General features: G+C 66.0%; 22 protein-coding genes and 1 tRNA gene. 9 read left to right on the top strand and 14 right to left on the bottom strand.

What is annotated here, in order from left to right; all coding sequences use genetic code 11:
* The coding region (locus B3446_RS08190; protein ID WP_291379606.1) for an AsmA family protein at nucleotides 1-1,936 on the bottom strand (1,936 nt) is incomplete at its 3' end.
* A gap of 348 nt (nucleotides 1,937-2,284) precedes the next feature.
* On the opposite strand from B3446_RS08190, the gene B3446_RS08185 reads away from it, so the two are divergent.
* On the top strand, nucleotides 2,285-4,207 hold the full coding sequence (locus B3446_RS08185; RefSeq protein ID WP_291379604.1) for an LTA synthase family protein: 1,923 nt from the start codon (nucleotides 2,285-2,287) through the stop codon (nucleotides 4,205-4,207).
* A 23-nt stretch (nucleotides 4,208-4,230) separates the two neighbouring features.
* On the opposite strand, the gene B3446_RS08180 is transcribed toward B3446_RS08185, so the two are convergent.
* A complete protein-coding gene (locus B3446_RS08180) occupies nucleotides 4,231-4,839 on the bottom strand; it encodes a DNA-3-methyladenine glycosylase I (protein WP_291379602.1) in 609 nt (202 codons plus the stop codon).
* 117 nt (nucleotides 4,840-4,956) lie between these two features.
* Between B3446_RS08180 and B3446_RS08175 the strand changes: the two genes are divergently transcribed.
* A complete protein-coding gene (locus B3446_RS08175) occupies nucleotides 4,957-5,418 on the top strand; it encodes a YkgJ family cysteine cluster protein (protein ID WP_191578987.1) in 462 nt (153 codons plus the stop codon).
* 77 nt (nucleotides 5,419-5,495) lie between these two features.
* On the opposite strand, the gene B3446_RS08170 is transcribed toward B3446_RS08175, so the two are convergent.
* The gene (locus tag B3446_RS08170; protein ID WP_291379599.1) at nucleotides 5,496-6,278 is read right to left on the bottom strand and encodes a helix-turn-helix domain-containing protein; all 783 of its coding nucleotides are present in this window, start codon (nucleotides 6,276-6,278) and stop codon (nucleotides 5,496-5,498) included.
* A gap of 108 nt (nucleotides 6,279-6,386) precedes the next feature.
* Here B3446_RS08170 and B3446_RS08165 point away from each other — a divergent pair, with 108 nt between their 5' ends.
* From B3446_RS08165 to B3446_RS08155, 3 genes are all read left to right on the top strand, one after another.
* The gene (locus tag B3446_RS08165) at nucleotides 6,387-6,827 is read left to right on the top strand and encodes a Fur family transcriptional regulator (protein WP_291379597.1); all 441 of its coding nucleotides are present in this window, start codon (nucleotides 6,387-6,389) and stop codon (nucleotides 6,825-6,827) included.
* Complete coding sequence (locus tag B3446_RS08160; RefSeq protein WP_291379595.1) at nucleotides 6,824-7,243, top strand: hypothetical protein; 420 nt, start codon at nucleotides 6,824-6,826, stop codon at nucleotides 7,241-7,243. The genes B3446_RS08165 and B3446_RS08160 overlap by 4 nt, the downstream gene beginning before the upstream one ends.
* A 106-nt stretch (nucleotides 7,244-7,349) precedes the next feature.
* Entirely contained in the window at nucleotides 7,350-7,640 is a 291-nt protein-coding gene (locus tag B3446_RS08155; protein WP_175125571.1) for a ClpX C4-type zinc finger protein, read from the top strand.
* 11 nt (nucleotides 7,641-7,651) lie between these two features.
* On the opposite strand, the gene B3446_RS08150 is transcribed toward B3446_RS08155, so the two are convergent.
* Both B3446_RS08150 and B3446_RS08145 read right to left on the bottom strand, forming a co-directional pair.
* Nucleotides 7,652-9,103, bottom strand: coding sequence for a GntP family permease (locus B3446_RS08150; protein ID WP_291379592.1), 1,452 nt, complete (start codon nucleotides 9,101-9,103; stop codon nucleotides 7,652-7,654).
* 2 nt (nucleotides 9,104-9,105) lie between these two features.
* Entirely contained in the window at nucleotides 9,106-10,089 is a 984-nt protein-coding gene (locus B3446_RS08145) for a patatin-like phospholipase family protein (RefSeq protein WP_409558298.1), read from the bottom strand.
* 369 nt (nucleotides 10,090-10,458) lie between these two features.
* Between B3446_RS08145 and B3446_RS08140 the strand changes: the two genes are divergently transcribed.
* The 3 genes from B3446_RS08140 (at nucleotide 10,459) to B3446_RS08130 (ending at nucleotide 14,137) form a co-directional block, all read left to right on the top strand.
* Nucleotides 10,459-10,668: a hypothetical protein gene (locus tag B3446_RS08140; RefSeq protein ID WP_175185973.1), complete on the top strand. Its 210-nt coding sequence runs from the start codon at nucleotides 10,459-10,461 to the stop codon at nucleotides 10,666-10,668.
* A gap of 77 nt (nucleotides 10,669-10,745) precedes the next feature.
* The gene (locus tag B3446_RS08135; RefSeq protein ID WP_291379587.1) at nucleotides 10,746-11,993 is read left to right on the top strand and encodes an HlyD family secretion protein; all 1,248 of its coding nucleotides are present in this window, start codon (nucleotides 10,746-10,748) and stop codon (nucleotides 11,991-11,993) included.
* Nucleotides 11,990-14,137 (top strand): peptidase domain-containing ABC transporter, encoded by a 2,148-nt coding sequence (locus B3446_RS08130; RefSeq protein WP_291379585.1) that lies wholly within the window; start codon nucleotides 11,990-11,992, stop codon nucleotides 14,135-14,137. The genes B3446_RS08135 and B3446_RS08130 overlap by 4 nt, the downstream gene beginning before the upstream one ends.
* On the opposite strand, the gene B3446_RS08125 is transcribed toward B3446_RS08130, so the two are convergent.
* The 3 genes from B3446_RS08125 to B3446_RS08115 all read right to left on the bottom strand — a co-directional run bounded on the left by B3446_RS08125 (nucleotide 14,134) and on the right by B3446_RS08115 (nucleotide 17,545).
* The gene (locus B3446_RS08125) at nucleotides 14,134-14,775 is read right to left on the bottom strand and encodes a response regulator transcription factor (protein WP_291379583.1); all 642 of its coding nucleotides are present in this window, start codon (nucleotides 14,773-14,775) and stop codon (nucleotides 14,134-14,136) included. The two genes, B3446_RS08130 and B3446_RS08125, sit on opposite strands and share 4 nt — an antisense overlap.
* Nucleotides 14,772-16,601: an ATP-binding response regulator gene (locus B3446_RS08120; protein ID WP_291379581.1), complete on the bottom strand. Its 1,830-nt coding sequence runs from the start codon at nucleotides 16,599-16,601 to the stop codon at nucleotides 14,772-14,774. The genes B3446_RS08125 and B3446_RS08120 overlap by 4 nt, the downstream gene beginning before the upstream one ends.
* A 221-nt stretch (nucleotides 16,602-16,822) precedes the next feature.
* On the bottom strand, nucleotides 16,823-17,545 hold the full coding sequence (locus B3446_RS08115; protein WP_291379579.1) for a PIG-L family deacetylase: 723 nt from the start codon (nucleotides 17,543-17,545) through the stop codon (nucleotides 16,823-16,825).
* Between the two features lie 290 nt (nucleotides 17,546-17,835).
* Here B3446_RS08115 and B3446_RS08110 point away from each other — a divergent pair, with 290 nt between their 5' ends.
* Nucleotides 17,836-20,127 (top strand): putative bifunctional diguanylate cyclase/phosphodiesterase, encoded by a 2,292-nt coding sequence (locus tag B3446_RS08110; protein ID WP_291379577.1) that lies wholly within the window; start codon nucleotides 17,836-17,838, stop codon nucleotides 20,125-20,127.
* 82 nt (nucleotides 20,128-20,209) lie between these two features.
* Here the strand turns inward: B3446_RS08110 and B3446_RS08105 are convergent.
* The 6 genes from B3446_RS08105 to B3446_RS08080 form a co-directional block, all read right to left on the bottom strand.
* Nucleotides 20,210-20,285, bottom strand: a tRNA-Lys gene (locus B3446_RS08105).
* Between the two features lie 168 nt (nucleotides 20,286-20,453).
* Entirely contained in the window at nucleotides 20,454-21,251 is a 798-nt protein-coding gene (locus tag B3446_RS08100; protein ID WP_291379575.1) for a MetQ/NlpA family ABC transporter substrate-binding protein, read from the bottom strand.
* Between the two features lie 45 nt (nucleotides 21,252-21,296).
* Entirely contained in the window at nucleotides 21,297-21,950 is a 654-nt protein-coding gene (locus tag B3446_RS08095; RefSeq protein ID WP_105237380.1) for a methionine ABC transporter permease, read from the bottom strand.
* Nucleotides 21,907-22,995 (bottom strand): methionine ABC transporter ATP-binding protein, encoded by a 1,089-nt coding sequence (locus tag B3446_RS08090; protein WP_191579002.1) that lies wholly within the window; start codon nucleotides 22,993-22,995, stop codon nucleotides 21,907-21,909. Before B3446_RS08090 ends, B3446_RS08095 begins: the two co-directional genes overlap by 44 nt.
* Nucleotides 22,996-23,217: 222 nt before the next feature.
* Nucleotides 23,218-25,443, bottom strand: coding sequence for a glycoside hydrolase family 31 protein (locus B3446_RS08085; protein WP_191579003.1), 2,226 nt, complete (start codon nucleotides 25,441-25,443; stop codon nucleotides 23,218-23,220).
* A gap of 268 nt (nucleotides 25,444-25,711) precedes the next feature.
* Nucleotides 25,712-26,154 (bottom strand): FAD-dependent oxidoreductase (locus tag B3446_RS08080; RefSeq protein ID WP_291379571.1); only part of this gene is annotated, 443 nt, incomplete at its 5' end.

The raw sequence follows: 26,154 nt of genomic DNA, 5'->3' as shown, positions 1-26,154 counted from the left end.
CCATGCCCGCGCCGCGCGCCGCCAGCGGGGCGACATGCACGCCCACGTCGGGCGATCCAAACGTGCCGCGCACATACAGCGGCGAGCGCAACGAGAAGATCCGGAAGCCCTTGCTATCGGGATCGATGTCCAGATCCATCGTCTCGTCCTTGAAATTGGCCGAGCCGGTGATGGTGATCAGCGCGTTGTCGGTGTCGAAAACGAAGATGCGCGGCGTCATCACGCCGCTCTTCAATTCCAGATCTGCCGCGCCGCAGTTGATCTTCACTTCGTCGTCGCCGAACAGCTTGGAGACCACGTAATTGGCAACGTTCAGCCCCGCAAGCTCCATGAGGCTGCGGCTGATCACGCCGTCGTTGACCAGCATTTTGACGTCGCCATTCGCCGAGCCCAGCAACGCCGCCACGGAGTTGCCGGTGCCGCTGATCGCCAGGTCGCCGTTCAGCTCGCCCAGCGTCTTCTGCATGGCTTCCGCCGACGGAAAGAGTTGCTTGAGCTGCAGGCGGCGCGCTTGCATGTCGATACGGCCGGGGAGCGGCGCGCGCGAGCCGTCCAGGCGCGCGGTGGCGTTCATGGTGCCGCCCGCCATGCCGAAGCGCAGCGGATCCAGCGTGAGTTTGCCGTCCTGCAGGATGACATGCACAGACAGCTTGGACAGCGGCAGCTTGCTGTCATGGACGATCCGTGCGGCGTCCAGCGAGACATCCGCGTCCATGTCGCGCCAGCGGTCCGTACGGAACTCCTGCGTGGGCAGGACCTTGCCGCCCTTGGGCTTGGCGGGTGCATCCTTGGATTTGTCCACGGCCGCCTTCGGCCCGCCGCCCGACTGCACGCCGATCAGCGGACCTAGGTCGGCCATCTGCAGAAGCTTGGACGACAGCTTGCCGGTCAGTTTGGGCCTGGGCGCGCCCAGCGCGAACGTGATGTCGCCGTGCAGGTCGCTGTCACCGACCTTGCCGTTGAAGTTCTTGTAGTCGAACACCGCCCCGCCGGGATTCTGCAGCTTGGCCACCAGATGGCCGTCGGTGCTGTAGGGTGGCGTGTCGGGCAGCGTCACGCCGGTCAACGGATAGAGCTGCGCCATGGACGAGCCGGACAGTTTCAGGTGCAGGTCCAGCGCACCAAGATTCACAGGATCGGTCAACGTGCCCGCGACCGATGCGCGCGTGCCGCCGATGGACACGTCCGCCTGCAACGGGAACGGCTGCTTGGGATCCTTCATGGCCAGCATGCCGCCGACCTTGCCTTCGCCCTTGGTGGCCAGCCCCTTGTACTTGCCATCGACCTTCCAGCCAAACACGTAATCGCGCGGCGGCGGCGCCGTGCCGTCCTCGGGCACAAAGGACTTGCCCGTCACATCCGCAAACGGCACGGGCTTGCCCAGCGGGTCGACCAGCACCGTCAGATCGGCCTTGAGCATTTCGTCGGCATAGCCGACGCGGCCCTTGTCGAATCCGATCTCGTTGATGTCCAGGACCCAGGGCGACGGCTCGCCCGACTCCGGCAGGGTGAAGACCCAGTTGGCGCGGCCGTCGGCCAGCCGTTCCAGGTCGGCGGCCGGCTCCGTCAGCTGAATGTGCCGGATGACGACGTGCTGCGCCAGCAACGGCAAAGGCGACAGGCTGAATTCCGCGCGCTTGAGTGTGGCGAAATGCGGCGCCTTGCCCCACTCCGTATTGGCGATCGTGATGTCGTTGGCGACCACACGCGGCCAGGGTACCCAGGACCGCAAGCCGCTTTCACCGGCCTCGCGCTGCCATCGCACGCTCAGATCGCCGTTGATTGCAAAGGGGCGCCCCATGGCGGCGGTGGCCCGTTCGTTGATCATGGGCTTGGCACGGTTCCAGTCGAAAGTGGCGATCACGATGATCAATACCGCCACCAGCAGGGCAATGCCCCCTACAATCCCGATCGCTATTTTTCTTGTGCGCGTCATGGTTACTATCCTTGGCTTGGCTGCCGGCCGCATACCGCTGGCCGGACTTGCTACCCCAGGGTATCGCGGCCTGTTGCGGCGGTCGGACGGAACGACGCCATAATGTGTGCGGATTTTTCCGGGCGGTCGCGCCGGGCAGTCATGGCAACGGCACGAACGTCCGCGGCGTTGCGCAGCAAGTGCTGTGCCCGGACGCCGTCGCCGCCGTTACAAACAGAGACCACTAGGGCGTGCGAAAAATTGCCCTATCGGACGCCCTCACAGAATTTTTGACGACGGCGCGGTTCCAATGCCAAATGACCGAATCCGCCCGCGCCGGGTGGTGAAGCAGGACAACCTGGAGGCCCGATGCGGCATTCAACCTTGATTTTCGTGTTGGCGGCGTTCGCGCTGCTGACGCTCAGCCGTCTGGCGCTTGCGCTGTGGCAATGGCAGCGCGTGCGCAATGCCGGCGGTCTCGCGCCCTTGATGCTGCGGGGGCTGCGCATCGACGCGCATCAGATCGCGGTGCTGGCGGCGCTGCCGGCCGTTCTGTCGCCGCTTTTCGGTCACATTCCCTTGGCGGCAAACCTGGCCGCCGGCTGGTATCTGGTGGCGTTCGTGCTGCTGGCGTTCCTGGAAGTGGCGACGCCGCCCTTCATCATCGAATACGACTCCCGCCCCAACCGCCTGTTTGTCGAATACCTGAAGCATCCACGCGAGGTTTCCGGAATGCTGTGGCGCGGTTACAAGGGCGCGCTGCTGGGCGGCCTGGGCGCGCTGGCGGTTATCGGCTGGGCCGCCTGGACCTTGCTGGGCCACGCGCGTCCCGACGCGCCTTTGACGTGGTGGCAGATGCCGCTTGCCAGCGTGGCGATCCTGGCCGTAGTGATCCTGGCCATCCGCGGCACGCTGAGCCACCGTCCGATCAACCCGTCTTCGGTGGCCTATAGCTCCGACGGGATGCTCAATACCCTGGCGTTGAACTCGCTGTACAACGTGTTCTACGCGGTCTACAGCATGAAGAACGAAAAGTCGGCCTCCGCCGTGTATGGCGGCATGGACGACGACAAGATGCACGCCCTGGTGCTGGCGCAGTCCGGACTGCCGTATCCGCCGCCGAACGCCGACTACCCCAGCCTGCACCGCCAGCCGGCCACCCGCAAGACGCATCGCCCGCTCAACCTGGTCATCATTCTTGAAGAAAGCCTGGGCGCGCAGTACAGCGCGGCGTTGGGCGGCGCCAACCTGACCCCGGAGCTTGACGCGCTGGCGCGCGACGCCTGGTCTTTCACGCGCGCCTACGCCACCGGCACCCGTTCGGTGCGCGGCCTGGAAGCCGTGACCACTGGCTTTCTTCCCACCCCCGCGCAGGCGGTGCTGAAGCTGCCGCGTTCGCAGCGCGGATTCTTCTCGCTGGCGGATCTGCTGGGGCGCCACGGTTATCACTCGCGCTTCATCTATGGCGGCGAGTCGCACTTCGACAACATGAAGGGCTTCTTCCTGGGCAACGGTTTCAAGCAGATTGTCGACCGGGCCGATTTTGTCGACCCGGCATTCGTCGGCACCTGGGGCGCCTCGGACGAGGACATGTTCAACCAGCTGGACCGTCTGCTGCGCGAGGACGGCGACCTGCCGACCTTCACGCTGGCGTTCAGCGTGTCCAACCACACGCCGTGGGAATATCCGGCGGGCCGCATCGAGACCGACGGCAATCCCGCCACGGTCGAGAACACGGTGCGCTATGCCGACTGGGCGCTGGGCCGGTTCTTCGAGAAGGCCAAGGCGTCGCCATATTGGGAGAACACCGTCTTCCTGGTGGCGGCGGACCACGATTCGCGGGTGTTTGGCGCCAGCCTGGTGCCGGTGCGCCACTTTCATATCCCCGCCGTGATCCTGGGCGCCGGCATCGAGGCGCGGCGCGACGACCGCCTGGTCAGCCAGATCGACCTGCCGCCGACGCTGCTGTCGCTGATCGGCGTGGATACCGAACATCCGATGATCGGGCACGACCTCACGCGCAGCACGCCGGGACGCGCGATCATGCAGTACGACAGCACCTACGGCTATCTGAAGGGCGACGACCTGCTGGTGCTGGCGCCCAACAAGACGGCGGTGCAATACCGCTACACCGCGCCCGAGGACTACGCCCCCGCGCCGCTGAACCCCGAACTGGCGACCGAGGCGCTGGCGCATGCGTTGTGGCCAAGCTGGGCTTACCGCGAGGGACGTTACAGCCTGCCGGGGCAGGCGCCGGTGCAGACCGGGCCGGAGAACGGCCGCGCAGCCTGACGCGCGCCATTGCCCACAAGGCGTCAGCCCGCCGGCCGCACAAACGCCTTGCGCTTTTTCTCGATGACCGCGTGGCAATGGCAGCCCGGGCTGTGGTCATTGACCATGCCCACGGACTGCATGAAGGCGTACACCGTGGTGGGCCCCACGAACTTCCAGCCCAGTTTCTTGAGCGCCTTGGACAGGGCCTCGGACTGTTCGGATGTGGAGGCGCCGTAGGTCGAGACCTTGGAAGGCGGCGCTTCGAAGCGCCAGAAATACGCGGCCAACGATCCTTCGCGGTCGATCATTTCCAATGCCCGGGCCGCGTTGTTGATCATGGCTTCGATCTTGCCGCGATGGCGCACGATGCCCGCATCCGCCAGCAGCGCCTGGACTTCCGGCTCGCCGAAGGTGGCGAGCTTGGCGGGATCGAAGTTGGCAAAGCCGCGGCGAAAGGCCTCGCGCTTGTTCAGGATGGTGCGCCAGCTGAGTCCGGACTGGAAACCTTCAAGGCAGAGCTGTTCGAACAGCGCGCGATCATCGCCTTCAGGGCGCCCCCATTCGGTGTCGTGGTAGGCCATGTAGTCGGCCGACGTGTCCACCCAGCCGCAACGGGCCAGGCCATCTGGAAAATCGGTTTTGGCGGACAAGAAAGCGCTCCTCAGGGCTGTTAGGGCACCGATGCTACACCTGCAATGTCCCTGAAAAAAGTCGTAGCGGCCGCAACGCGAATCCAGATAATATTTCCGGCCTTCGGACCTACGCCCATGTCCCTGCCACTGACCTCGCTCGTCTCGTTCGTATCGCCCGCGGTGCTGGCCGGCGACGACCCGTCCGCCAATCCCTGCCTGGACTGCGGCGCCTGCTGCGCGCACTTTCGCGTGTCGTTTTACATCGGTGAACTGGCCGGCGAAAACGGCGGCCACGTGCCGCTGGATCTGGTCACCCAGATGAGCCCGCTGCGCGCCTGCATGAAGGGCACAGAAGTGGGCGGCGGACGCTGCATTTCACTGCGCGGCGAGCTGGGCAAGCCCGGCATCCACTGCGACATCTATGAAAGCCGGCCCACGCCCTGCCGCGAGTTCGACATCTGGATGCCGGACGGCTCGCCCAATCCGGATTGCCAGCGCCTTCGGCTGTCGCTCGGTTTGGCGCCGGTGCCGCCCCGGCCGGACGCGGAAAACGACCCGGAAGGCCCGTTGCATCCGGACCAGCCCGCCGCCGCCTGACTGCGCTGCACCCGACTGCGTGGCCCCCTGACTGCGCTGCTCCCTGACTGCGTGGCACGCCTGACCGCGTTCAACCCCTAGCCGCGATCCGCCAGATACCGCGTCGGCGTCATGCCGAACGCCGTGCGGAAGCTTCCAATGAACGCGCTGGTGCTTTCATAGCCGACCGACAGCGCGGCCTGCGTGACCGAGCCGCCCCGGAACAGCATTTCCAGCGCCCGCAGCAGCCGGGCCTGCTGGCGCCACTGCCCCAGCGTCACGCCGGTCTCCTGGCGAAAACGGCGCATCAGCGTGCGCGACGACATATTCAGCCGCTGCGCCCATTCGTCAATGCCCGCCGTATCGTCCGGCGTGTCCAGCAGCGTGTTGGCCAGTTCCTGCAGGCGCGGATCGGCCGGCATCGGCAGCGGCGCGGTGGCATCGAACGTGCGCTGCCGCAGCTCCTCCAGCAGCACGTCGAACAACTGAGCCTGATAAGACGGCGTCGCATCCTGCCACCTGCCTTCCGTAAAACGTTCGATCAGCGCCTCGATCAGCCGTGAAGACGGCCACGCCCGGCAGTTCGCCGGCAGGCGTCCGCAGATGTCCGGATGCACGTGCAGGAATGACCCGCGCGCCTCGCCGAACCAGCGCGCCCCGTGCTGCACGCCGGGTGGAATCCACCCCAGACTGCCGGGCAGCACCGTCAGCACGCGCTCGCCCGACTGCACCATCACCAGCCCTTCGTGGACGAGCACCAGCATGCCCTCTGCGTGGGTGTGCGCAGGCACGGAAATGCCCTTGGACTCCCGCCGCCTGTGCAGACTGAACGGCGTCAGCAGGACGTCGGGCAAAGGGGAAGCGGCAGCCGCTTGAAGCATGGTTGGCAGGTTTGAGGTACAGGTTGACGGGTTCCCGTTAGCGGGCCCATTTGAAAATGTACATCATTCTCATCAGCCGGGTATCAGCCCCCCGGAAGGAGAATCGACATGGACCACACACGGCTGCGCGACGCCGGCATCAAAGCCACTTTCCCGCGGATGAAGATCCTGGAGATCTTCTACCGCCACGCAGACCAGCACATGAGTGCCGCGGATATCTACCGCCGCCTCATCTCGGATCACAGCAGTATCGGCCTGGCCACGGTTTACCGGGTGATCACGCAACTGGAGCACGCCGGCCTGCTCAAACGCACCCAACTCGATACGCACACCAATGTGTTCGAACTGAGCGACAAGGGCCATCACGACCACCTGGTCTGCACGCGTTGCGGACAGATCCGGGAATCCAGCGATCCCGCCATGGCGCAACTGGTCAGGAAGATCGCGCGGCGCAGCGGCTTCGAGCTGGATTCCTACAGCCTGGTGCTATACGGCAGCTGCGGCTGCGCCAAGGACGATCCCGCCCTGCCTCACGGAGCCTTCGAATGAACCACGATCAGTTTTTCTTCCACGACCTGTCGCAATTTCCCATCGTGACCGCCCGCCATGGCGGCGCGCCGCTGGGCTACTCGGCCTTGTGGATCCGCGAAATGGAGCTGCTGGTGGACAACCCGCGCAGCTTCGTCATGGTGGTGCCCGATACCCGCCACGAGGCCGCGCACGAGGACCGCAAGGCGATGATCGAATGGCAGACGGCCAACATGCCGCGACTGCGGGCACGCTGCCGGGCATTCATCGCCGTCGAGCGCGATACCGGCGCGCTGGACAAGCTGCGCAAACGCGGCGAAAAGATGGCCCGCGCCTTCGGCATGCCGTTCCTGGCGGTCGCGACGCCGGGCGAAGCGGTCCAATGCGCCCGCGAAGTCCTCGGGCAAGCGGGACCGGGCGGCTTCAACGTCGATTAAGGGGCCGGATCGCGATTTAAGACTGGGCGCGCGCGGCCGTTGTTCAATGACAGGCGCCGCCATCCGCGCGGCCGCCTTCGAACAATTCGCACCGGCCGCCCGACGTATGAACCACGCCCTCGCCTGTCTGTTTTGCCAATCGACGCTCGCGCAGGGCGCGCCGCTGCTCGAACAGAACGGCGCGGCCATCTGCAAAACCTGTGTGGACCAGTTCGCCATCCGCTTCGCCGAGCGCGCGTGGGCGATGGCCGCCACGCCGCAAGAGCAGCTGGACGTGCTGCTGGACGAAAGCAGCCGCGCGCTGGCGCAGAGCGAAACGCTGGCCGAGCGGGCGCGGTGCTGCGGTCTCAGTCTGAACGACCTGTCGGCGGCGCTGCCCGCGCGCACGCTGTCCTGAGCGTTCGCCCGTCAGAAAGACCCCAGCGCGCTGCCCAGCGCAATGACGGCGGCCAATCCGATGATGGGTCCCACGATGCCCACCACGACGATGTTCATGTAGCCCTCGCGGTGCGTTGACCCGCACACCGCCAGCAGCGTCACCACGGCGCCGTTGTGCGGCAGGCTGTCCAGCGTGCCCGCGCCGATCACCGACACGCGGTGCATCAGCGCCGGATCGATGCCCAGCGTCTGGGCCAGCTCCATGTACGTCGCGGCCAGCGATTGCAGCGCGATGGTCAGGCCGCCCGACGCCGACCCGGTCAGTGCAGCCAGCACGTTGGTGGCCACAGCCAGCGATACCAGCGGCCCGCCTTCGATCGACAGCACCCAATCGCGCACCGCCGCAAACGACGGCAGCGATGCGACCACCGCGCCGAAACCCACCAGGCTGGCGACACTTAGCAAGGGCAGCGCCGATGCGTTCACGCCCGCGTCCATGGTGTCGCGCAGCGACGGCAGGCGCCGGAAGTTCAACACCACCAGCACGGCAATCGCGGCCAGCAGCGCGGTGATCACCGACCAGACGCCGCCCACCGCGGCCAGGCTGGTGCCGCCCCAGCGCGCCTCGGCCAGCCACGCGGTGTCCATGCGCGGCAGGACCACCAGCGTCATGAACAGGTTGACCAGGATGACGACAACGAGCGGCGTCGCGGCCACCAGCGTGGACGGCGCGTCGGGGCTGCGCTTGCCGTGGTGCATTTCGGCCGGATCGAACTCGCGCGCGACCGTGGCACGCTCGCGCACCAGAACATCGTCAGACACGTCGGCGGCCATGCCCGCGGGCGCCACATAGCCCTCGCCCGCGCGCCGGGCTGACGCTTCCGCCCGGCTCAGCCACCACAGTCCGAAACCCAGCATGATCGCGCTGGCGATAATGCCCAGTCCGGGCGCGGCGAACGGCGTGGTCGCAAAGAACGGCATTGGAATCGCGTTCTGCACCGCAGGCGTGCCGGGCAACGCGGACATCGTGAAGGTGGATGTGCCGAGCAGGATGGCCGCGGGCATCAGGCGCACCGGAATCCCGGCCGACTTGAAAAGCGCGTGCGCCATAGGCGCCAGCACGAAAAACGCCACGAACAGGCTGACGCCGCCGTAGGTGACGATGGCGCCGGCCAGCACCACCGCCAGGATCGCGCGCCGCGCGCCGAGCTTGCGCGTCATCGCGTCGGCAATCGCGGTGACAGACCCGCTGTCGGCCATCAGCTTGCCAAACAGCGCCCCCAGCAGGAACAACGGAAAGAACTGGGCCACGAATCCGGCCGCGCCGCCCATGAACGTCTGCGTCCAATGGGCCAGCAGCGGCTCTCCCGCCGCGGCCGCCGTCACCATGGCCGCCGCCGGCGCCAGCAGCAGGATGCTCCAGCCGCGGTAGGCCAGCCCGATCAGTAATACCAGCGCGAGCAGGATGCCGAAGAGTCCCATGGTCAGACCTCGCCCAGCAGTTCGTCTATGTCCAGTGACGACCGCTTGCCCAGGTCATCGCCATGTTCGGCCAGGAAGCGGCCGGCGGCCTTCCTGCCCTCGTCGCGCAGCATGCACAGGAATGGCCATTCAGCGTTGAGCTTGGAGGAATAGCCCAGTTCCACCATCAGATCGGACGAGACCCGATGGATGCGCATGTCCGCCCACATCCTGCCCTCGCCATTGCCGGGGTCGGCCACCTGCCGCAGCAGCGCAATCATGCGCAGCTCTTTCAGCAGCGACGCGTTGAACGTGACTTCGTTCAGCCGGTTCATGATCTCGCGGGCGCTGCTGGGCAACCCGGGGCGTTCGACCGGATTGATCTGCACCAGGATCGTGTCGTGCGACTGGCAGTCCCGCACCAGCGGCGTGATCGTGGGATTACCGCTGTAGCCGCCGTCCCAATACGGGTCGCCGTCGATCATCACCGCCCGGAACATGGTCGGCAGGCAGGCCGAGGCCAGCAGCACGTCGGCATTCACCTCGGCATTCTTGAACACCCGGCCGCGCCCCGTGCGCGCATTGGTCGCCGTGATGAACAGATGGATGGGCGCGCGCGCCAGTTCATCGAAATCGATGACTTCCTGCAGGATGGCGGCCAGCGGATTGGCCGCAGCGCTGAGGTCATAGGGCGAAAACACCCGCGACGCCAGGTCGAAGGCGATGAACATGGGCGAATGATCCAGCGACCAGGAACCCATCAGGATGTCGAGCGGACTGCGGCGAAAAGGGCTGTAGCGCGCGGCGTCGGACACGCGGCGCCAGAAGTCCTCCAGCGCCGCACGGGCGCCGTCGGCGCCGCCCCGTGCATGCCCCAGCACCAGCACGGCGGCATTCATGGCACCGGCAGAGGTGCCCGAGATGCCGTCAATGCCAAGCCAGGATTCTTCGAGCAGCCGGTCCAGCACGCCCCAGGTGAACGCGCCGTGCGCGCCGCCGCCCTGCAGCGCCAGGTCGATCAGCAGGGGATCGCGGTCAGTCGGCGACGCTTTGGATCGGGCCACGGCGGTACTCCTTGCGGGAGGATGGGGGGTGAGCGGGCGATCAAATGATTGCGATATGAACCATGTTGCGGCGCACATATCGTTCGGCAGTTATACGCGATGGCTTTGAAAAACGGAAGACAGCGCCCCGGCAGCCGCGAGCCATCTACGACCAAAGACCGATGCGCCTGCACCGGGCCGCTGCTACTGTCCGCCTCGAGCAAACCAGCCCCCGGCCTTGAAGGTGCGTGACCCACGCGGCTGGATCCGCCCGCGGGGCGCTCAGCCGACGTTGGCGCGGCTTTTTCCGCCGGCATGCAGCAGGAGATAGCAATGGAAAAAATGGAACAGCAGGTTCAGCAAGGCAACGCGGAGTTCCGCATCGAAGCGATGACCGCCGACGAGATCAACCAGGTCAGCGGCGGAATCGGCCCGAACCGCTCCACGGGCGCTTCGTCCTACAACCCGCACGCCCAGCTCTCCACGAAGCCCAATGTCCAAATGCCCAGCACGGCAAGTGTCAGACAGGTTTTCTTGAGCTGAACTGACTGACGAGCATTGCGGGGGCCGTCCGAGCCCGGACAGTCCCCGCAGCGCGAAGCCTCTCACGTTCCCGATCCGTGCCGCTCTACCGCGACCAAGCGCTCGCCGCGCAACGCATCTCCGGCCTGGGCGACATCGTCCTGATCCGGCCGGTGTCCTTCGCCCTTGCGACGACCGTCCTGGCGGGCTTCGTGCTGGCCGTCTGCCTGTTCCTGGCGTTCGGCACCTATACCAAGCGCGCGACCGTCAGCGGCCAACTTGCCCCGGACGCGGGACTGCTCAAGCTGTACGTGCCGCAACCGGGCATCGTGCTCGAGCGCCGCGTGCAGGAAGGCCAGCACGTGGCCGCCGGTGAGGTGCTGTATGTCGTGTCGGGCGACCAGCAAAGCGCGTTGGGCGACACGCATCAGGCGATCAGCATGCAGATACGGCAGCGCCACGACAGTCTGCACGAGGTCCGGCAGAAGACGGCCCTGCTGCAGCAAGGCGAAGTCGGCATCCAGGCCACCGCCATCGCCAGCCTGAAGGCGCAGCTTGCCGCCATGGACCAGCAGATCGCCGGCCAGCGCGAACGCATCAACCTCGCGCAGGATAGCGCCCAGCGCTATCGGCAACTGATGGATAAGGGTTATCTGTCGCCCGAGGAAACCGATCAGAAGCGCGCTGAACTCCTGGACCAGCGCAACCTGCTGCAAGCGCTGCTGCGCGACCGCATCGGACTGGCAACCACCCTTGCGACACACGAACAGTCGCTGGCCGAGCTGACGCTGCGCCATCAGAACCAGCTGGCGCAACTGGATCGGGAATTGTCCGCCGTGGCGGTCGAACTGACCCAGAACGAGGCGCGGCGCCAGATCGTCCTGACCGCGCCCCACGCAGGCGTGGTCACGGCCGCCACCGCCGACGCCGGCCAGGCGGTCGACAGCCGCCGGCCGCTTGCCACAATTGTTCCGGACGGCGCGAAGCTGCTGGCCGAACTGCTGGCGCCCAGCCGCGCGGTCGGTTTCGTGGCGCCGGGCGACAAGGTGCTGATCCGTCTGGCCGCCTATCCGTATCAGACCTTTGGCCAGCAGACCGGCATCGTCCAGGACGTGGCGCGCAGCGCCCTGCCCGGATGGCAGCTCGACGACGCCAAGCGCAACACGCCAGACGACGAGGCCGTCTACCGCATCACGGTGGCGATCGAGACGCCCGCCTACGGCCCGCAAGGTCAGGAACTGGCGCTGCGGCCCGGCATGCGGCTGGAGGCCGATTTGCTGCAACAGACGCGCCGGCTGTACCAGTGGGCGTTCGATCCGGCCATGCGCCTGGCGGAAAAGCTATGAGCGCGCTGGAGCGCCTGGCGCTCGGATTCAAGCGGCGCGTGCCGGGGCTACTGCAAACTGAAGCGGCCGAGTGCGGGCTGGCCTGCGTCGGGATGATTGCGGGCTATCACGGCCACCACCAGAGCCTTGCGGCCCTGCGTGCGCGCTTTCCCGTGTCGATGAAAGGCGCGACGCTCGCCACGCTGATTCAGGTGGCCGGCCAGCTTGGCCTGGCGGCGCGTCCCGTCAAGGCCGGACTGGGCGCCCTCGGCCTTCTGAAACTGCCCTGCATCCTGCACTGGGAGTTCAATCACTTCGTGGTGCTGACAGCCATCAACGCACGCTCGGCCACCCTGATCGACCCGGCGAGCGGCGAACGCACCTGCTCCCTTGCGGCGCTGTCGGCGTCCTATACCGGCGTCGCGCTGGAACTGTGGCTGACGCCGCAGTTCCAGGAGACGCGCGCAAGCCGGCCTGTGCGCCTGCGCGAACTCACCGGGCGCATCCGCGGCCTGGGCGGGGCATGCTCCCAGGTGCTGCTGCTGGCACTGGCGCTCGAGATCCTGACGGTCGTGCAACCCTTCTTCCTGCAGTGGGTCGTGGATCACGTGCTGAACACGGGCGACCGCGACCTGTTGACCACCTTGGCGCTGGCCTTCGCCCTGCTGATGGTGATGAAGCAGCTCACCTCGGTGGCGCGCGGCTGGATGCTGATGGTCATGAGCACGACGCTGAACCTGCAATGGCGCACAAACGTCTTCACCCACCTGCTGCGTCTGCCGGTCGCCTGGTTTGAAAAGCGGCACCTGGGCGATGTGGTGTCGCGCTTCGGGGCCGTCGACGAGATCCAGCGCACCTTGACGACCTCATTCCTGGAAGCCGTGCTGGACGGGCTGGTGATGCTCATCACGCTGGTGCTCATGTTCCTCTACAGTCCGCCGCTTGCAGGGATCTCGCTGGGCGCCATGGCGCTTTACGGCATCGCGCGCTGGAGCGGCTATTCGCCGCTGCGCAATGCCACCGAGGCGCACATCGTGCACGCGGCCAAGGAGCAAACGCACTTTCTCGAAACGGTGCGCGGGGTGAAGGCGATCAAGCTCTTCCAGCATCAGGACGACCGCCGGTCGCGGTGGCTGTCGCTGCTGGTCAACGAGATCAACGCGGATCTTCGCACGCAGAAGTGGGCGCTGTTCTTTCGCACCTGCAACGGCCTGCTTTTTGGCCTGTCGTCCATCCTTATCCTGTGGCTGGGCGCCAGGCTCGTGCTGGACGGTCAGTTCACCGTGGGCGCCCTGCTCGCGTTCATCGTCTACAAGACATTGTTCGACCAGCGCGTGGCGGCGCTTTTGGACAAGCTGGTCGACGTGAAGATGCTGAGGCTGCAGGGCGAGCGCCTGGCCGACATCGTGCGCCAGTCGCCCGAACCGATGGAAGACATGCCGCACGCGGACGACATGCCCGTGCGCCCGCCCGTAATTGAGGTGCGCAACCTGCGCTTTCGCTACAGCCCGCAGGAACCCTACGTGCTCGACGGCGTCAGCTTCAGGATCGAGCCCGGTGAATCCGTCGCCATCACGGGGCCGTCGGGCGGCGGCAAGTCGACGCTCATCAACATCCTGCTTGGCGTCCTGGCGCCCACGGCCGGCGAAGTGTTGATCGACGGGGTGCCGGTCCGCGGCGCCGGCGCGGCCTGCCTGCGCCGGATGGCGGGCACCGTGTTGCAGGACGACGCGCTCTTTGCCGGTTCCCTCGCCGAGAACATCAGTTTCTTTGATCCGCAGTACAGCCCCGAGCGCGCTGCCCAATGTGCGCAGATCGCCGCAATCCACGACGACATCCGCGCCATGCCGATGGGCTACAACACGCTGGTGGGTGACATGGGCACGGTGCTGTCAGGCGGCCAGAAGCAACGGGTGCTGCTGGCGCGTGCGCTGTACAAGCGGCCAGCCGTGCTGTTCCTGGACGAAGCGACCAGCCATCTGGATATCGACCGGGAACGCGCGGTCAACGCGGCCATTGCGGGGCTTGAGATGACGCGCGTGATTGTCGCGCACCGTCCGGACACGATCAGCGCTGCGGAACGCGAAATCGCGCTGGCGGACGGCAAGGTGGTCCGGGACACAGGCCGGCGCGCATGCGCCGCTGCGGCCCTCGCCCCTGCCTAGACCGGCTTGCCGAACACGCCGCCGCGCCGCGCGACCAGCGTGGCCTGCGTGCGGTTCAGCACCCCAAGCGTGCCCAGGATGGCCGACACATGCGTCTTGACGGTCTTTTCCGTCATGTTGAGCTGTTCCGAGATTTCCTTGTTGCGCAGGCCATCGCACATCAACCGCAACACCTCGCTCTGGCGCGGCGTCAGCGCACGCAGCAGCGCCGCCTCGTCCTGCGCGGCGCCGGCAATGCCGGCGGCGGACGCCGCGTGCATGACCCGCGCTGGCGCTTCATCGATCGCCAGCAGCGCGGCCGCCAGTTCCTGGCAGCTGGCGGACTTGTTCATGAATCCCTGCGCGCCCCCGTCCATGGCGCGGCGCTGGTCTTCGGGATCCTGCGACGCCGACAGCACCAGCACGCGCAGTTGCGCCCGCCGCTGCCGCAGGCGCTTGAGCAGATCCGCGCCCGCGATGTCGGGCAGATAGAAATCCATGATGACGTTGCGGATGGCGTCGTGCCGGTCCAGCACTTCCAGCGCCTCCTGCCCGCTGGCCGCCGGGTGGATGGTCACGTCGGGCAGCGCATCGTCAAGCGCCATGACCAGTGCTTCGCGGAACATGGCATGGTCGTCAATCAATAGCACTGCCGTCATTCGGCATCTCCAGTCAGGGGGTGGACAGGGGTGGCCTGAAGCAGTCCGGCCACGCGCTCGCGCAGTGCCTGGACCTGCACGGGCTTGTGCAGCAGCGGCACCCCGCGGGCGGCGGCCTCGGAGAGCCGGGCCGGATCCGTGTCTCCGCTGACCATCAAGGCCGGCAGGTCCGGATCGTTGTATTCCTCGCGCAGCCTTTCGATGACGTGGATGCCGGTCTCGTGGTCGCGCAGGCGGTAGTCGCTGATGATGAGCGCGGGGCTTTCGGCCAACGGCAGCACCCGCTCGAGCAGCGCATTGCCGCTGGTGGCGGCGATGACGCGGCAGCCCCAGCTCTCGAACAGCATGGACAGGCCCGCCAGATTCTGCGGATCGTCGTCCACCAGCAGAACCAGCTTGCCTTCCAGACCGCCGCTGGACGCGGTCACCTGCGGCATGTCGGCTCCCGGGTCACGCTCAGGCGGCTCGGACGCTGCCCGTTCCGCGATAGGCGCCGTCAGGGCAAAGACGGTGCCGCGCCCTACCTGCGAGCGCAGCGACAGCTCGTGCCCCAGCAGCCGCGCCGTGCGGCGCACGATGGCCAGACCCAGTCCCAGGCCTTTGCTGCGATCGCGTTCGGGGTTGCCCAATTGATGGAATTCCCAGAACACGCGTTCCTGCTCCGGCTTCGGAATGCCCGGACCGTTGTCCCAGACCTCGATCCGCAGCCGCCCGCCGGCGCGCCGGCATCCGATCAGCACTCGCCCGCCCGCCGTGTGTGTGATGGCGTTGCTGATCAGGTTGCGCAGAATGCGTTCAAGCAGGATGGGATCGGAACGCACGCTGACCGCGCAGGCCCGCACCCGCAGCGTGATGCCCTTCTCGGCCGCCTGGGGCGCGTATTCCGCACGCAAGCGCTCAAGCAGCGGCTGCAGGGCAAAAGCCGCGACGCGCGTCTCGATGACACCGGCATCCAGCCGGGACAGGTTCAAAAGTGCATCGAACAGCTGGCCCATCGCCGCCATCGCGCTGGCGATGTTGTCGACCAGATAGCGGCCATGCCGCGACAGGCGCTCATTCGTAAGCAGTCCCAGGAACAGGTTGACCGCGTGCACCGGCTGGCGCAGGTCGTGACTGGCGGCGGCCAGGAAGCGCGACTTTTCCAGGTCGCTGCGTTCTGCGGCCGCCTTCTCCTGGCGCACCTGTTCCAGCAGCGCCAGGTTTTCATAGCCCAGCCGCAAGGCGTCCAGATGCGTGCGGTTCATGCGATGGATGAACGCCAGGGTGGCGACCAGATAGGCCAGCCCGCTGGTGACCAGCGCCAGATGGATGGCGGACGGCTGCGCCGCCAGCGCGATGAACATGGGCGCGAAGGCGGGGATCTCGAACGCGTACATGACCGGCAGCATCATGTAATTCGAGTAAATGGCGCCGGTGCCCAGCCCGAACAGGATGACGATGAAGAAGAGCTGATATTCCAGCGGGACGATGAACGTCCAGTACGCGAATGGCAGGCCCCACAGGATGCCCGAACACAGATTGCCGACCCACATGCGCCGCACCCAGATTCGGGCGGCGGCCGGATCGGCGCGGCGGCGGTCGTAGACCAGCATGGCCCACAGGCGCAACGCGCCGACCACCAGCGTGACAGCAATCCACAGCAGGATCTGCTGGCGGGGCAGCACATCCAGCAGTGCAAAGACCGAAAAGCAGGCGGTGATCAGCGATCCGGCCAGCGCGAAGGGAAACATGCGCCGCAGCGAGTCCACCTGCACCTGGTGGATGCGGGCGGCATACGCGGAACCTTGCGACGGAGGAGCGGGAATCGGGCCGATGGCAGGTTGCACGGTTATGAGCGCCCGAGAACACGGCGCAACGCGAGAGGCGGGGCCGCCGTCAGGCAGCCGGCGGGGAAGTGTCCCGATTTTAGACGTTACACGCTACATGTAAACGGACATTTCACACCACAAGCCGTCCCGTTCGTTTCAGACGGCGCAGGTCGGCTCCGCTGTCTCATCGCCTGCCCTGTCCACAGCCTGCCCATGAGCGCGGGCAGAGCGATTGCATTTCAATCCGTATCCACCGGGCCGTTCGTCAACCGCCAGTACGTTTCATGTACTGCCAGTTCCAAGGCCGTGCTTTCCAACCCCTTGAGCTGCGACGCATAGGCCTGGATGGCGCGCGCCTTGCTTGCCGCATCGACGGCCAGACGAACGGGCGTGGCCATGACGCCCCCCGCGTGCAGTTGCGACAGCCGGGCCTGCACGACGCCGGGCCGCTCGCAGTGCGGCACATCCTCGTAGCCAAACCAGGCAACGCCGGGCAACGCGTCGCGGATCATGAGGGCGGCATCGCTGACGCGCTCGTGGTCGCAGTGGAAAACGCCCAGCGGCATTGCCACGCTCGCCGGCGCCAAGCTCGCCAGCAGGTGAAACAGGCGTTCGGTGATCAGCGGCCCATCCTGATCCGCCGCCGCGGTGTACTGACAGTCCAGAAAGCCAAGCTCCCGCCCCACTGCCCCCACGATGCCAAGCGCCTCCCTGTCTTCGGCCAGCCGGCACGTCATCGCGGCGTCCGCGCTGTCGAACCCGCATCGGCGGTCCCAGTCGGTCAGCGGATGCTGCGCGGGCGCCCGCGCGGTAAAAACCGTCACGACCGTGCTGCCCGGGCGCGCCGCCAACAGGCCCGCACAACTGAGGACGGCGTCGTCCAGATGGGGCGAGATCACGACAAGAGGGGATGGCGGCAGCGACGGATCGTCAGCCGGGTTTTGCGCTTGCGCGAGGTCCATCGGGTAGCTTCGATCCACAGGGGATCGCATTGAATGGCAACCCCGTCATGCAGCAAGCGCCATGCCGGGCCGCATCCCCGAGCCCCCCGCCCCCCGCCAAACACCCCTGCCCCGCGGAGCAGGCACGCGAATTGCGGCGTCCGATGGCTGCCCAGCACCGGAATCGTCGACGACCGCGTCAGCATACGGATCGATCACGTGCTCCTTCGAGTTCTGCCGTGCCGGCACGCGGCCTCGAAGCGCATCTGATCCGTCTGTTGATCGCCCCAACAACACGGAGCTGTACCGGCATGAGAAAAACTGAAGGGCCGCTTCCTCGTTCCGCTGGTGGACTTCTCGTCCTGCTGCTGGTCGCGTTTGTCGGTTTTATGGCCGCAATGCTGTTCTCGCTGCACCTGTCCGTTGATAAAAGCGACGATATGGCGGCGATGCGTCAGAGCAAGGAGCTGCAGCAGGCAATCAGCAACACGCTGGACGACGTGGCGCAAGCGCAGGAAGCGGTCGCCATTTGGGACATGCTGGCCGACGAACTGGCCAAGCCCGCCCCCGACCAGGCCTGGCTCGACGATAACGTGGGTGCGTTTCTGCATCGCCTGTTCGAACAGGATCTGGTGTTCATCCTGGGTCCGGACAACACGATGCGCTTCGGCAATGTCCACGGCGAACTCGTTCCCCCTGAACGTTACGCCGTGTACGAAGCGGACCTGCGTCCGTTCATTGCGCTGACCCGCGGACGGAACACCCGGCCCAACAACGACCATGAGCGCCTGCCCGGCCAGCCTCCCTCCACCGATTCGTCGGTGCGCACCACAGCTGCCGCCGTGCATGCCACCGACCTTGCGACCATCGGACAAAGACCGGCGGTGGTGAGCGTGATGCGCGTCGCGCGCTTTCCGCCCAACCTCGATACCCCGGCGGTCGAGACGCCCAATCTGCTCGTGAGCGTCAGATTCGTCGACGGTGATTTCCTGCGCTCGTTCGCTCGCGACAACCTGATAGAGGGGCTTCACTACCATCCCGCGCGTACACGTCACGATGGCGTGAACGAGCGCGAGGAGCCCCTGCTGTCGTCCGATGGCGCGTTGCTCGGCTATTTGATGTGGCGGCCAGACCTGCCCGGCTCCGAACTGTGGCGCGCGATGCTGCCCGCTGTTGCCGCCATGCTCGCCAGCGCCTTCATCCTTGTCGCGTGGCTTGCGCTGCGCACCTATCGGTTGCTGCGCCAGCAACAGGCGCACCTGAGCGCGCTTCGGACGGCCCACGTGGAACTGAAGGCCAGCGAGGCGCACGCGCAGCACCTTGCCTTTCACGACGTGCTGACCGGGCTGCCGAACCGCGCCTATTTCAATACCTGCGTGGACCAGGCGCTGGTCCGCCGCCGGCCCGATGCGTGCTGTGCGGTGCTGCTGCTGGACCTGGACCATTTCAAGCAGGTCAACGACACCTGGGGCCACGCCGCGGGCGACGCGCTCATCGAGGAGTTCGCAAAGCGGGTCAAGCTCATCCTCGGCCCGGAAGATGCGGTCGCGCGGCTGGGCGGAGACGAGTTCGCCGTGCTGATGCAGAACGCGACCGAAGCTGGCGCGACCGACCTGCTGCAACGCATTCTTGCCCAGGTGCGCGAGCCCTTCGACCTGCTGGGCGGCCGGGCCTTCGTGGGCGCGAGCATCGGCGCGTCGATGGCCCCGCGCGACGGCGCGACGCGCAGCGAGCTGCTGCGCAAGGCCGACATCGCGCTGTATCGCGCGAAGGAACTGGGCCGCAACCAGTACAGCTTCTTCGCGCCCGATATGGACGAAACCCTCAAGGCCAAAGCGGTGATCGAAGAAGACCTGCGCCGCGCGCTGGCCAGCAGCGGCCAGCTTCAAGTCCATTTCCAGCCGCAGATCGACAGCAGCACGCAGCAGCTCGTGGGCGTCGAAGCGCTGGTGCGATGGAACCATCCGGACAAGGGCGCCGTGTCGCCGCAGATCTTCGTGCCCGTGGCCGAATCCACGGGCCTGATCGTGCCGCTGGGCGAATGGATATTGAAAGAAGCCTGCCGCGCCGCGTTGCAGTGGCCGGGCCTGTCGATCGCGGTGAACCTGTCGCCCGTACAGTTTCGCGGCCAGGGGTTCGCCGAGCGCGTCATCGACCTGGTGCAACGCGCGGGCGTGGACCCCGCGCAGATCGAACTGGAGGTCACTGAAGGCGTGTTCATCGAAGACGACGGCCGGGTGCAGAGGGCGATCGCCACACTGCGCGCCGCGGGATTCCGGATAGCGCTGGACGATTTTGGAACCGGCTATTCCAGCCTGAGCTACCTGCAGCGATTCGCCGTCGACAAGATCAAGATCGACCGCAGCTTCGTGGCCAATATCGGCGAAGGCAGCGATTCGACCGCCATCGTGAATGCGGTCGTGATGCTGGGGCGGTCAATGGGACTGACGATCAATGCGGAAGGGGTCGAGACGCCTGCGCAGCGCGATTTTCTGCGTGCGGCGGGGTGCGATGAGCTGCAGGGGTTCTTGTTTTCGCGCGCGGTGCCGGAAGCAGAAATTACAGAGTACCTGCGTAAGGCGCGGTCTATAGCCAGCCGCTGACCCTCGACGCCAAGGGCGCTTGGACCCAAACGCAAAAACGCCGCTATGAATAGCGGCGTTCACAATGTCCTGCGAATTGGGGTGGTGGGTTGTGCGAGACTCGAACTCGCGACCAACGGATTAAAAGTCCGCTGCTCTACCGACTGAGCTAACAACCCGACCGAAGCCCGAAATTATGGCGGATTTCAAAGGGCTTGTCAAAAAATGACGGCTGGTCGTGTTGCAGGCCCGATCCGCCCGCAACACACTCACCGCAATCCGCAACGCAACCTGCAAAAAAACGGCCGCTCACGGCGGCCGTCTTCAAAACGCATCCAGCGCCCAAATTACCAGGCAGCGACGACGGCGCCCTTGAACTTGGTCTGGATGAAGTCCTTCACAGCGGAGCTGTGGTAGATCGAGACCAGCTTGGCGAACTCAGGACGGTCCTTGTCCTTTTCACGTACGACCAGCACGTTGGCGTACGGCGAATCGGGCGATTCCTGGGCGATGGCGTCCTTGGTCGGGTTCAGGCCGGCTTCCAGCGCGAAGTTGGTGTTCACGGCCGAGGCGTCGGTGTCGTCCAGCGAACGCGGCAGTTGGGCGGCGTCCAGTTCGATGAAGCGCAGCTTCTTGGGGTTTTCGATCACGTCGATCGGCGTGGCCTTCAGGCCCGCTTCCGGACGCAGCTTGATCAGGCCATTGGCCTGCAACAGCAGCAGCGCGCGGCCGCCGTTGGTCGGATCGTTCGGCAGCGCGATGCGGGCGCCTTCCTTCAGTTCGGACAGCGACTTGATCTTCTTGCTGTAGATGCCGATCGGGAAGATCACGGTCTTGGCGATGCTGACCAGCTTGTAGCCGCGGTCGGCGTTGGCGTTGTCCAGGTAGGGCTGGTGCTGGTAGCTGTTCAGGTCCAGGTCGCCCGCGGCGAGCGCCACGTTGGGCTGCACGTAGTCCGAGAACTCGATGACCTGCAGGTTCAGGCCCTGCTTGGCAGCTTCGGCCTTGACCACATCAAAGATCTGGGCGTGCGGGCCGGCGGTGACGCCGACCTTCAGGGGCTTGTCCTGAGCCAGCGCGGGCTGGGCGAAAACGGCGGCGCCCAACGCGAACGCGGCCAGCGACTTCAAAACCTTGATGCTCATGTTGCGATATCCCGATATGACGGAAGTAGGAAAAAACAAAGTGGATCAGCGATGCGACATGCGGCGCACGAAGCGGTCGCCCAGGCTCTGGATCGCCTGCACCAGAACGATCAGCACGATCACGACCGCGGCCATGACGTCCGACTGGAAGCGCTGGTAGCCGTAACGGATCGCCAGGTCGCCCAGTCCGCCGCCGCCGATGGCGCCGGCCATGGCCGAATAGCCGATCAGGCTGACAACGGTGACGATGGTGGCGGCGATGAGGCCCGGCAGCGCTTCAGGCAGCAGCACCTTCATGATGATCTGCATGGGCGATGCGCCCATCGCGCGCGCCGCGGTGACGAGGCCCGGATCGACCTCGCGCATGGCGTTTTCCGCAATGCGGGCCATGAACGGAATCGCGGCCACGGACAAGGGCACGATGGCGGCGGTAGTGCCGATGGAGGTCTGCGCCACCAGCCGCGTGAACGGGATGATCGCGACCATCAGGATCACGAACGGCACGGAACGGGTCGCGTTGATGATGGCGCCCAGCACGTGATTCACGGGCTGGTTCTCGAGCATGTTGCCGCGCGCGGTCACCGTCAGCGTCACGCCGAGCGGAATGCCGATGACCACCGCGATGGCGCTGGCCACGCCCACCATCAGCAGGGTGTCAAGCAGCGACGTAATAAGCAGGTCGATCAGTTGCGGACTCATGAGCTATTTCTTCAACGGTAATGTCACGGGCGTTCAAGGCGGCGATGCCGTCCTTGAGCGCGGCGGGCGCGCCTTGGGCCAGCACGAACATCGTGCCCACGGCCACGCCCTGGATGTCTTCGACGCGCGCCTGTACCAGGCCCACGTCCAGCGCGAACTGCCTGCTCAGGTCGGACAGGAAGGCGCCCGATGCGTCGGTGCCGGTCAGCGACAGGCGCAGCAGACGCACGGCCTGGCCAGGCTTGGCGGCGGTAAGCGCGCGGATGCGTTCCTGGACGGCGGCCAGCGTGGCGTCGGTCAGTTCCGACGCGGTAGCGGCCGACACCATATTGCGCGTCACGTCGTGGCGCGGCTGGGCGAACACTTCGCGCGTGCTGCCCACTTCAACGACCTCGCCCTGCGACAGCACGGCGACGCGGTCGCAGACCTCGCGCACGACTTCCATCTGGTGCGTGATCATGACCACGGTCACGCCGGTCTTGCGGTTGATGTCGCGCAGCAGCGCCAGGATGTTGTGCGTCGTTTCCGGATCGAGCGCAGAGGTGGCTTCGTCGCTCAGCAGGACGTCCGGATTGTTGGCAAGCGCCCGGGCGATGCCGACACGCTGCTTCTGGCCGCCGCTGATCTGGCTGGGGTAACGGTCGCGCAGATGCTCCAGACCCACCAGCGCCAGGAGGCGTTCGACGCGCGCCGGGATCTCGGCCTTGGCCACGCCCGCGATTTCCAGCGGCAGGGCCACGTTGCCGTACACCGTGCGGCGCGACAGCAGGTTAAACCCCTGGAACACCATGCCGATACGGCGTCGCTGTTCTCGCAGTTGCGCTTCGGACAGGCCCGTCAGGGCCTGGCCGCCGATGGAGATGTTGCCTTGGTTGGGACGTTCCAGCAGGTTGATGCACTGGACCAGCGTGCTTTTACCGGCCCCACTGGGGCCGATGATGCCGAAGACCTCGCCCTGCTCAATGTGCAGGTTGATGCCGCGCAGCGCCTGGAATTCTCCGTGCGGCGTGGCATAGGTCTTGGATAGGTTCTCGATGTGAATCATGGCAAGCGATTTTGTATCTTTTCTCTTCTAAAGAGAACGACCGTTTTTTCCATTTTTAATAACTACAAGTAATATAAGTTGCCGACGCGGCCCCGCTGCGTGTCCCGAAGGACGCGCAAGTGCCCCGACAACGGCGATCCGGCAAAGACACAAAGGGCAGCCGGGAAGGAAGCCTTCCTGACTGCCCTTTTAATTGGCGGCCGACATCCGGCCGATCCGGGTTCAGCGAGCGCGCGAGATGCGGACTTCCGCGCCGCGACGCTTCACTTCAAGGCCTTCGGACGGCGAAATCCTCAGCCCTTCCAGCCCCTTGATGTAGCTCGAGCCCTGCATCTGCATCACGCGGATCTTGTTGCGCATGACGACCGGGTTATGCACCGGCATGCCGAACATCCACACCTCGTCCAGGATACGGGCCGAGTTGAACTCGCCCGTATGCTGCGCGGCCGGTCCGAGACAGAGCATGTGACCTTCGCGGCCAAACACCGGGAACTGGCCCAGCTCGCAATCGATGGTCCAGGTGGTGCCGCCTTCGTAGCGGTGGCCGGTGTTCAGATCCCACCACGCCTCGCCCTTGGGCAGGTAGACACGCACCTGATTGCCCGGTTCGGTGACCGGCGCCACCAGCAGGGCCGGACCCAGCAGGTATTGCAGGTCCCATTCGTGGGCGTGCGGATCGTTCGGGAAAGACAGCGCCATGGAGCGCTGCACCGGGAGGCCGGTACGGGCCGAGTCCTCGATGGCGCCCAGCACATAGGGCACCAGGCGGTAGCGCCACTGCATCCAGGTCTTGGCGTGGGACAAGGTTTCGTCGCCGAAATCCCAGGGCATCAGCCCTTCCACGCCCTGGAAGGAGAAATTGGCCGAGAACACGCCGGCGGTCAGCCAGCGCAGGTACAGCTCAGACGTCATGCCCGAACGATCGCGCGCGGCCGAACCGATGTTGTGCACCTGGACGGGCACACCGCTCGAACCGATCGACAGGGACGTGCGCAGCGTGTGGCGCAGGCCTTCCCAGGTGTTGTCGACCTGAGGACCCACCTGCCACGGCAGGCGCTGGGCCGCCGGGAATAGGTCGGCGCTGGGCACCACGCCCTCGGGCGGCACCTTCAGTCCGGCTACCGCGTCAAACAGCGCGCGGCGCACCAGCAAGGGGTACATGGAGCGCAAGGCCGGGCCGGTCTCGCCGTTGCGGGCGGTCACGCCATCGGGGATGGCGATCTGCGCGTCGCAGGCGGGCGCGTCCAGGCCGTCTTCCACCAGTTGGCGGTGACGCTCGACCCACAGGTTGTAGATGTCGCGGTAGGTCAGGTCCAGCAGGCCGTAGGGCTGGCCGGACGTGGCGGCGTTGCCGTCGAACACCTGGGCGGCGCCGTCGTCCTTGGTCAGCAGCCAGCCGCGGTCTTCCAGCTCTTCAAAGAGCGGACTGGTCTTGATGACGCCCGGAAAGCCGGAAGCCGCCACATGCACGTTGTGCTTGTGAAACAGCGCAAGCATCTGCTTGGCGTCGGGAAAGCGCTGGGCGTCCCATTCGAAAACCGTCTTGTCCGCCTGAAAGCCCCACGCGATCGGCTGGGCCAGCGTCACGGCGTCGACGGGAATCTGGTTTTCGCGCATGCGCGCCACCAGGGCGACCGTCTGCGTCGGCATTTCGCCGGCGGCTTGCTGCAGCCACGCGCCCATGGCCCAGAGGACGGGCTGGCCGGCGCGGCCGGTCAGCGCGGTGTATTGATTCAGGATTTCGGCGGGTTCGCCGGCAAAGAGGAACAGGTCCAGCACGGCGTCGTCGACGGTCAGCACATAGGCCGAATCCGCAGGCGCCACGCCCACCGAGTGTTCCACGCGGCGCATCGTGTTGGCGTAGACGCCCCAACCGCGCGGGCTCCATGCCAACGGCAGCGCTCGATGCTCGGGGTCGTCGGAGACCACCGATTCCTCGCGGCGGTTCAGGTCCCCGGGCGTTTCGCCCAGGCCAAACACACGCTCGTCGGCGGCCAGTGTGAAGCCGGCCGTCCAGACAGCGTCATCGGCCTGGTCCAGCGCGTTGTACCCGAATGCGGGCGTATGCGCGGAAACCTCGGACTCGAAGACGCGGTCTTCGTTGCGGTACAGGGCGACGCGCACAGGGTTGGTCTGAATCTCAAGGGCGACGTCGCCCTGTGTGATTCGCCAGCCGTCCCCGCTTTCGCGGGGCGCAATGGCGGCTTCGCCCACCGCCTCCTGGCGCGCGAGCAGCATTTCGGCCACGGCGCGCACGCGCGCGCCGGGCTTGTCATCATTGAAGTGGTTCGCCTCGCCGCAGCGCAGGCGAAAAACTCCAGGCGCATGCGCCTCGACTACCAGGTGCAACCCATCGCCCGCGTCGAAATCGATGCGACTGGGGCGGGACGTCAGCAGCTCGACATTATCGAGCTGGGTAGTATGGGCAAAGTCGAACTTGGGCGGCACAGAGCATCCCCCGGCTTAAGCCAAAAACCATCAAAAGACGCTATTTTGACGGATTTGAGCTTTGAAATAAACTCGATCCCTCTTTTGGACGGTTAATTCATCCAAAAAAGGGGCATGAAGCCCTTCGCCTGCGCCAGGCGCTCAGACGCCGCCGAGTCGCCGAATTGCCGTCCCGGAAGGTCAAATGCGGCCTATTGGCGCCAAATTCCGGCAATTCTTACAATTCTACGCCAGCCCGGCAAAGCCCCCGCCCCGCATTAAATTTTTTTCATCGTGGTGAAACGAGTTGGGCCAGATCGGTCTCCAGCGGCAGCGGTTCGGCCATCAAGCGGGCCGCGATCAGGTCTCCCATCAGCGCCGACCAGGACAGCCCCCGTGATGCATAACCCGCGGCCAACCACAGACCCGGGGCATGCGGCAATTCGCCGACCGCCGGCAGACGGCCCGGCAGAACGGCGCGCCACCCAGCCCACCCGGGCAGGCTGCCCGGCACCAGCGCGTCAAATGCCGGAAAGCGGCCATCCAACAGCCCGGCCGCCTTGCCCAGCGTGACGCCCTGCCCTTCGGCGCCCACCACGGCCTCGGCGGCGCCGTGGACATAGGTGCTGCCTACGACGCAGCCCACGCCGATGTCCGGCAACAGATACCCCTCGCCCCCGACGATGCACCGCGGGCCTCCGTCCAGGGCCGCGGCCGGGATCAAGGTGACTT

The organism is Achromobacter sp. UBA5777 (assembly GCF_002418565.1).
GTDB classification, from domain to species: Bacteria; Pseudomonadota; Gammaproteobacteria; order Burkholderiales; family Burkholderiaceae_B; genus Achromobacter; species Achromobacter animicus.
Note: the sequence above shows the minus strand (reverse complement) of the source record. Positions and strands in the feature narration are given on the sequence as shown.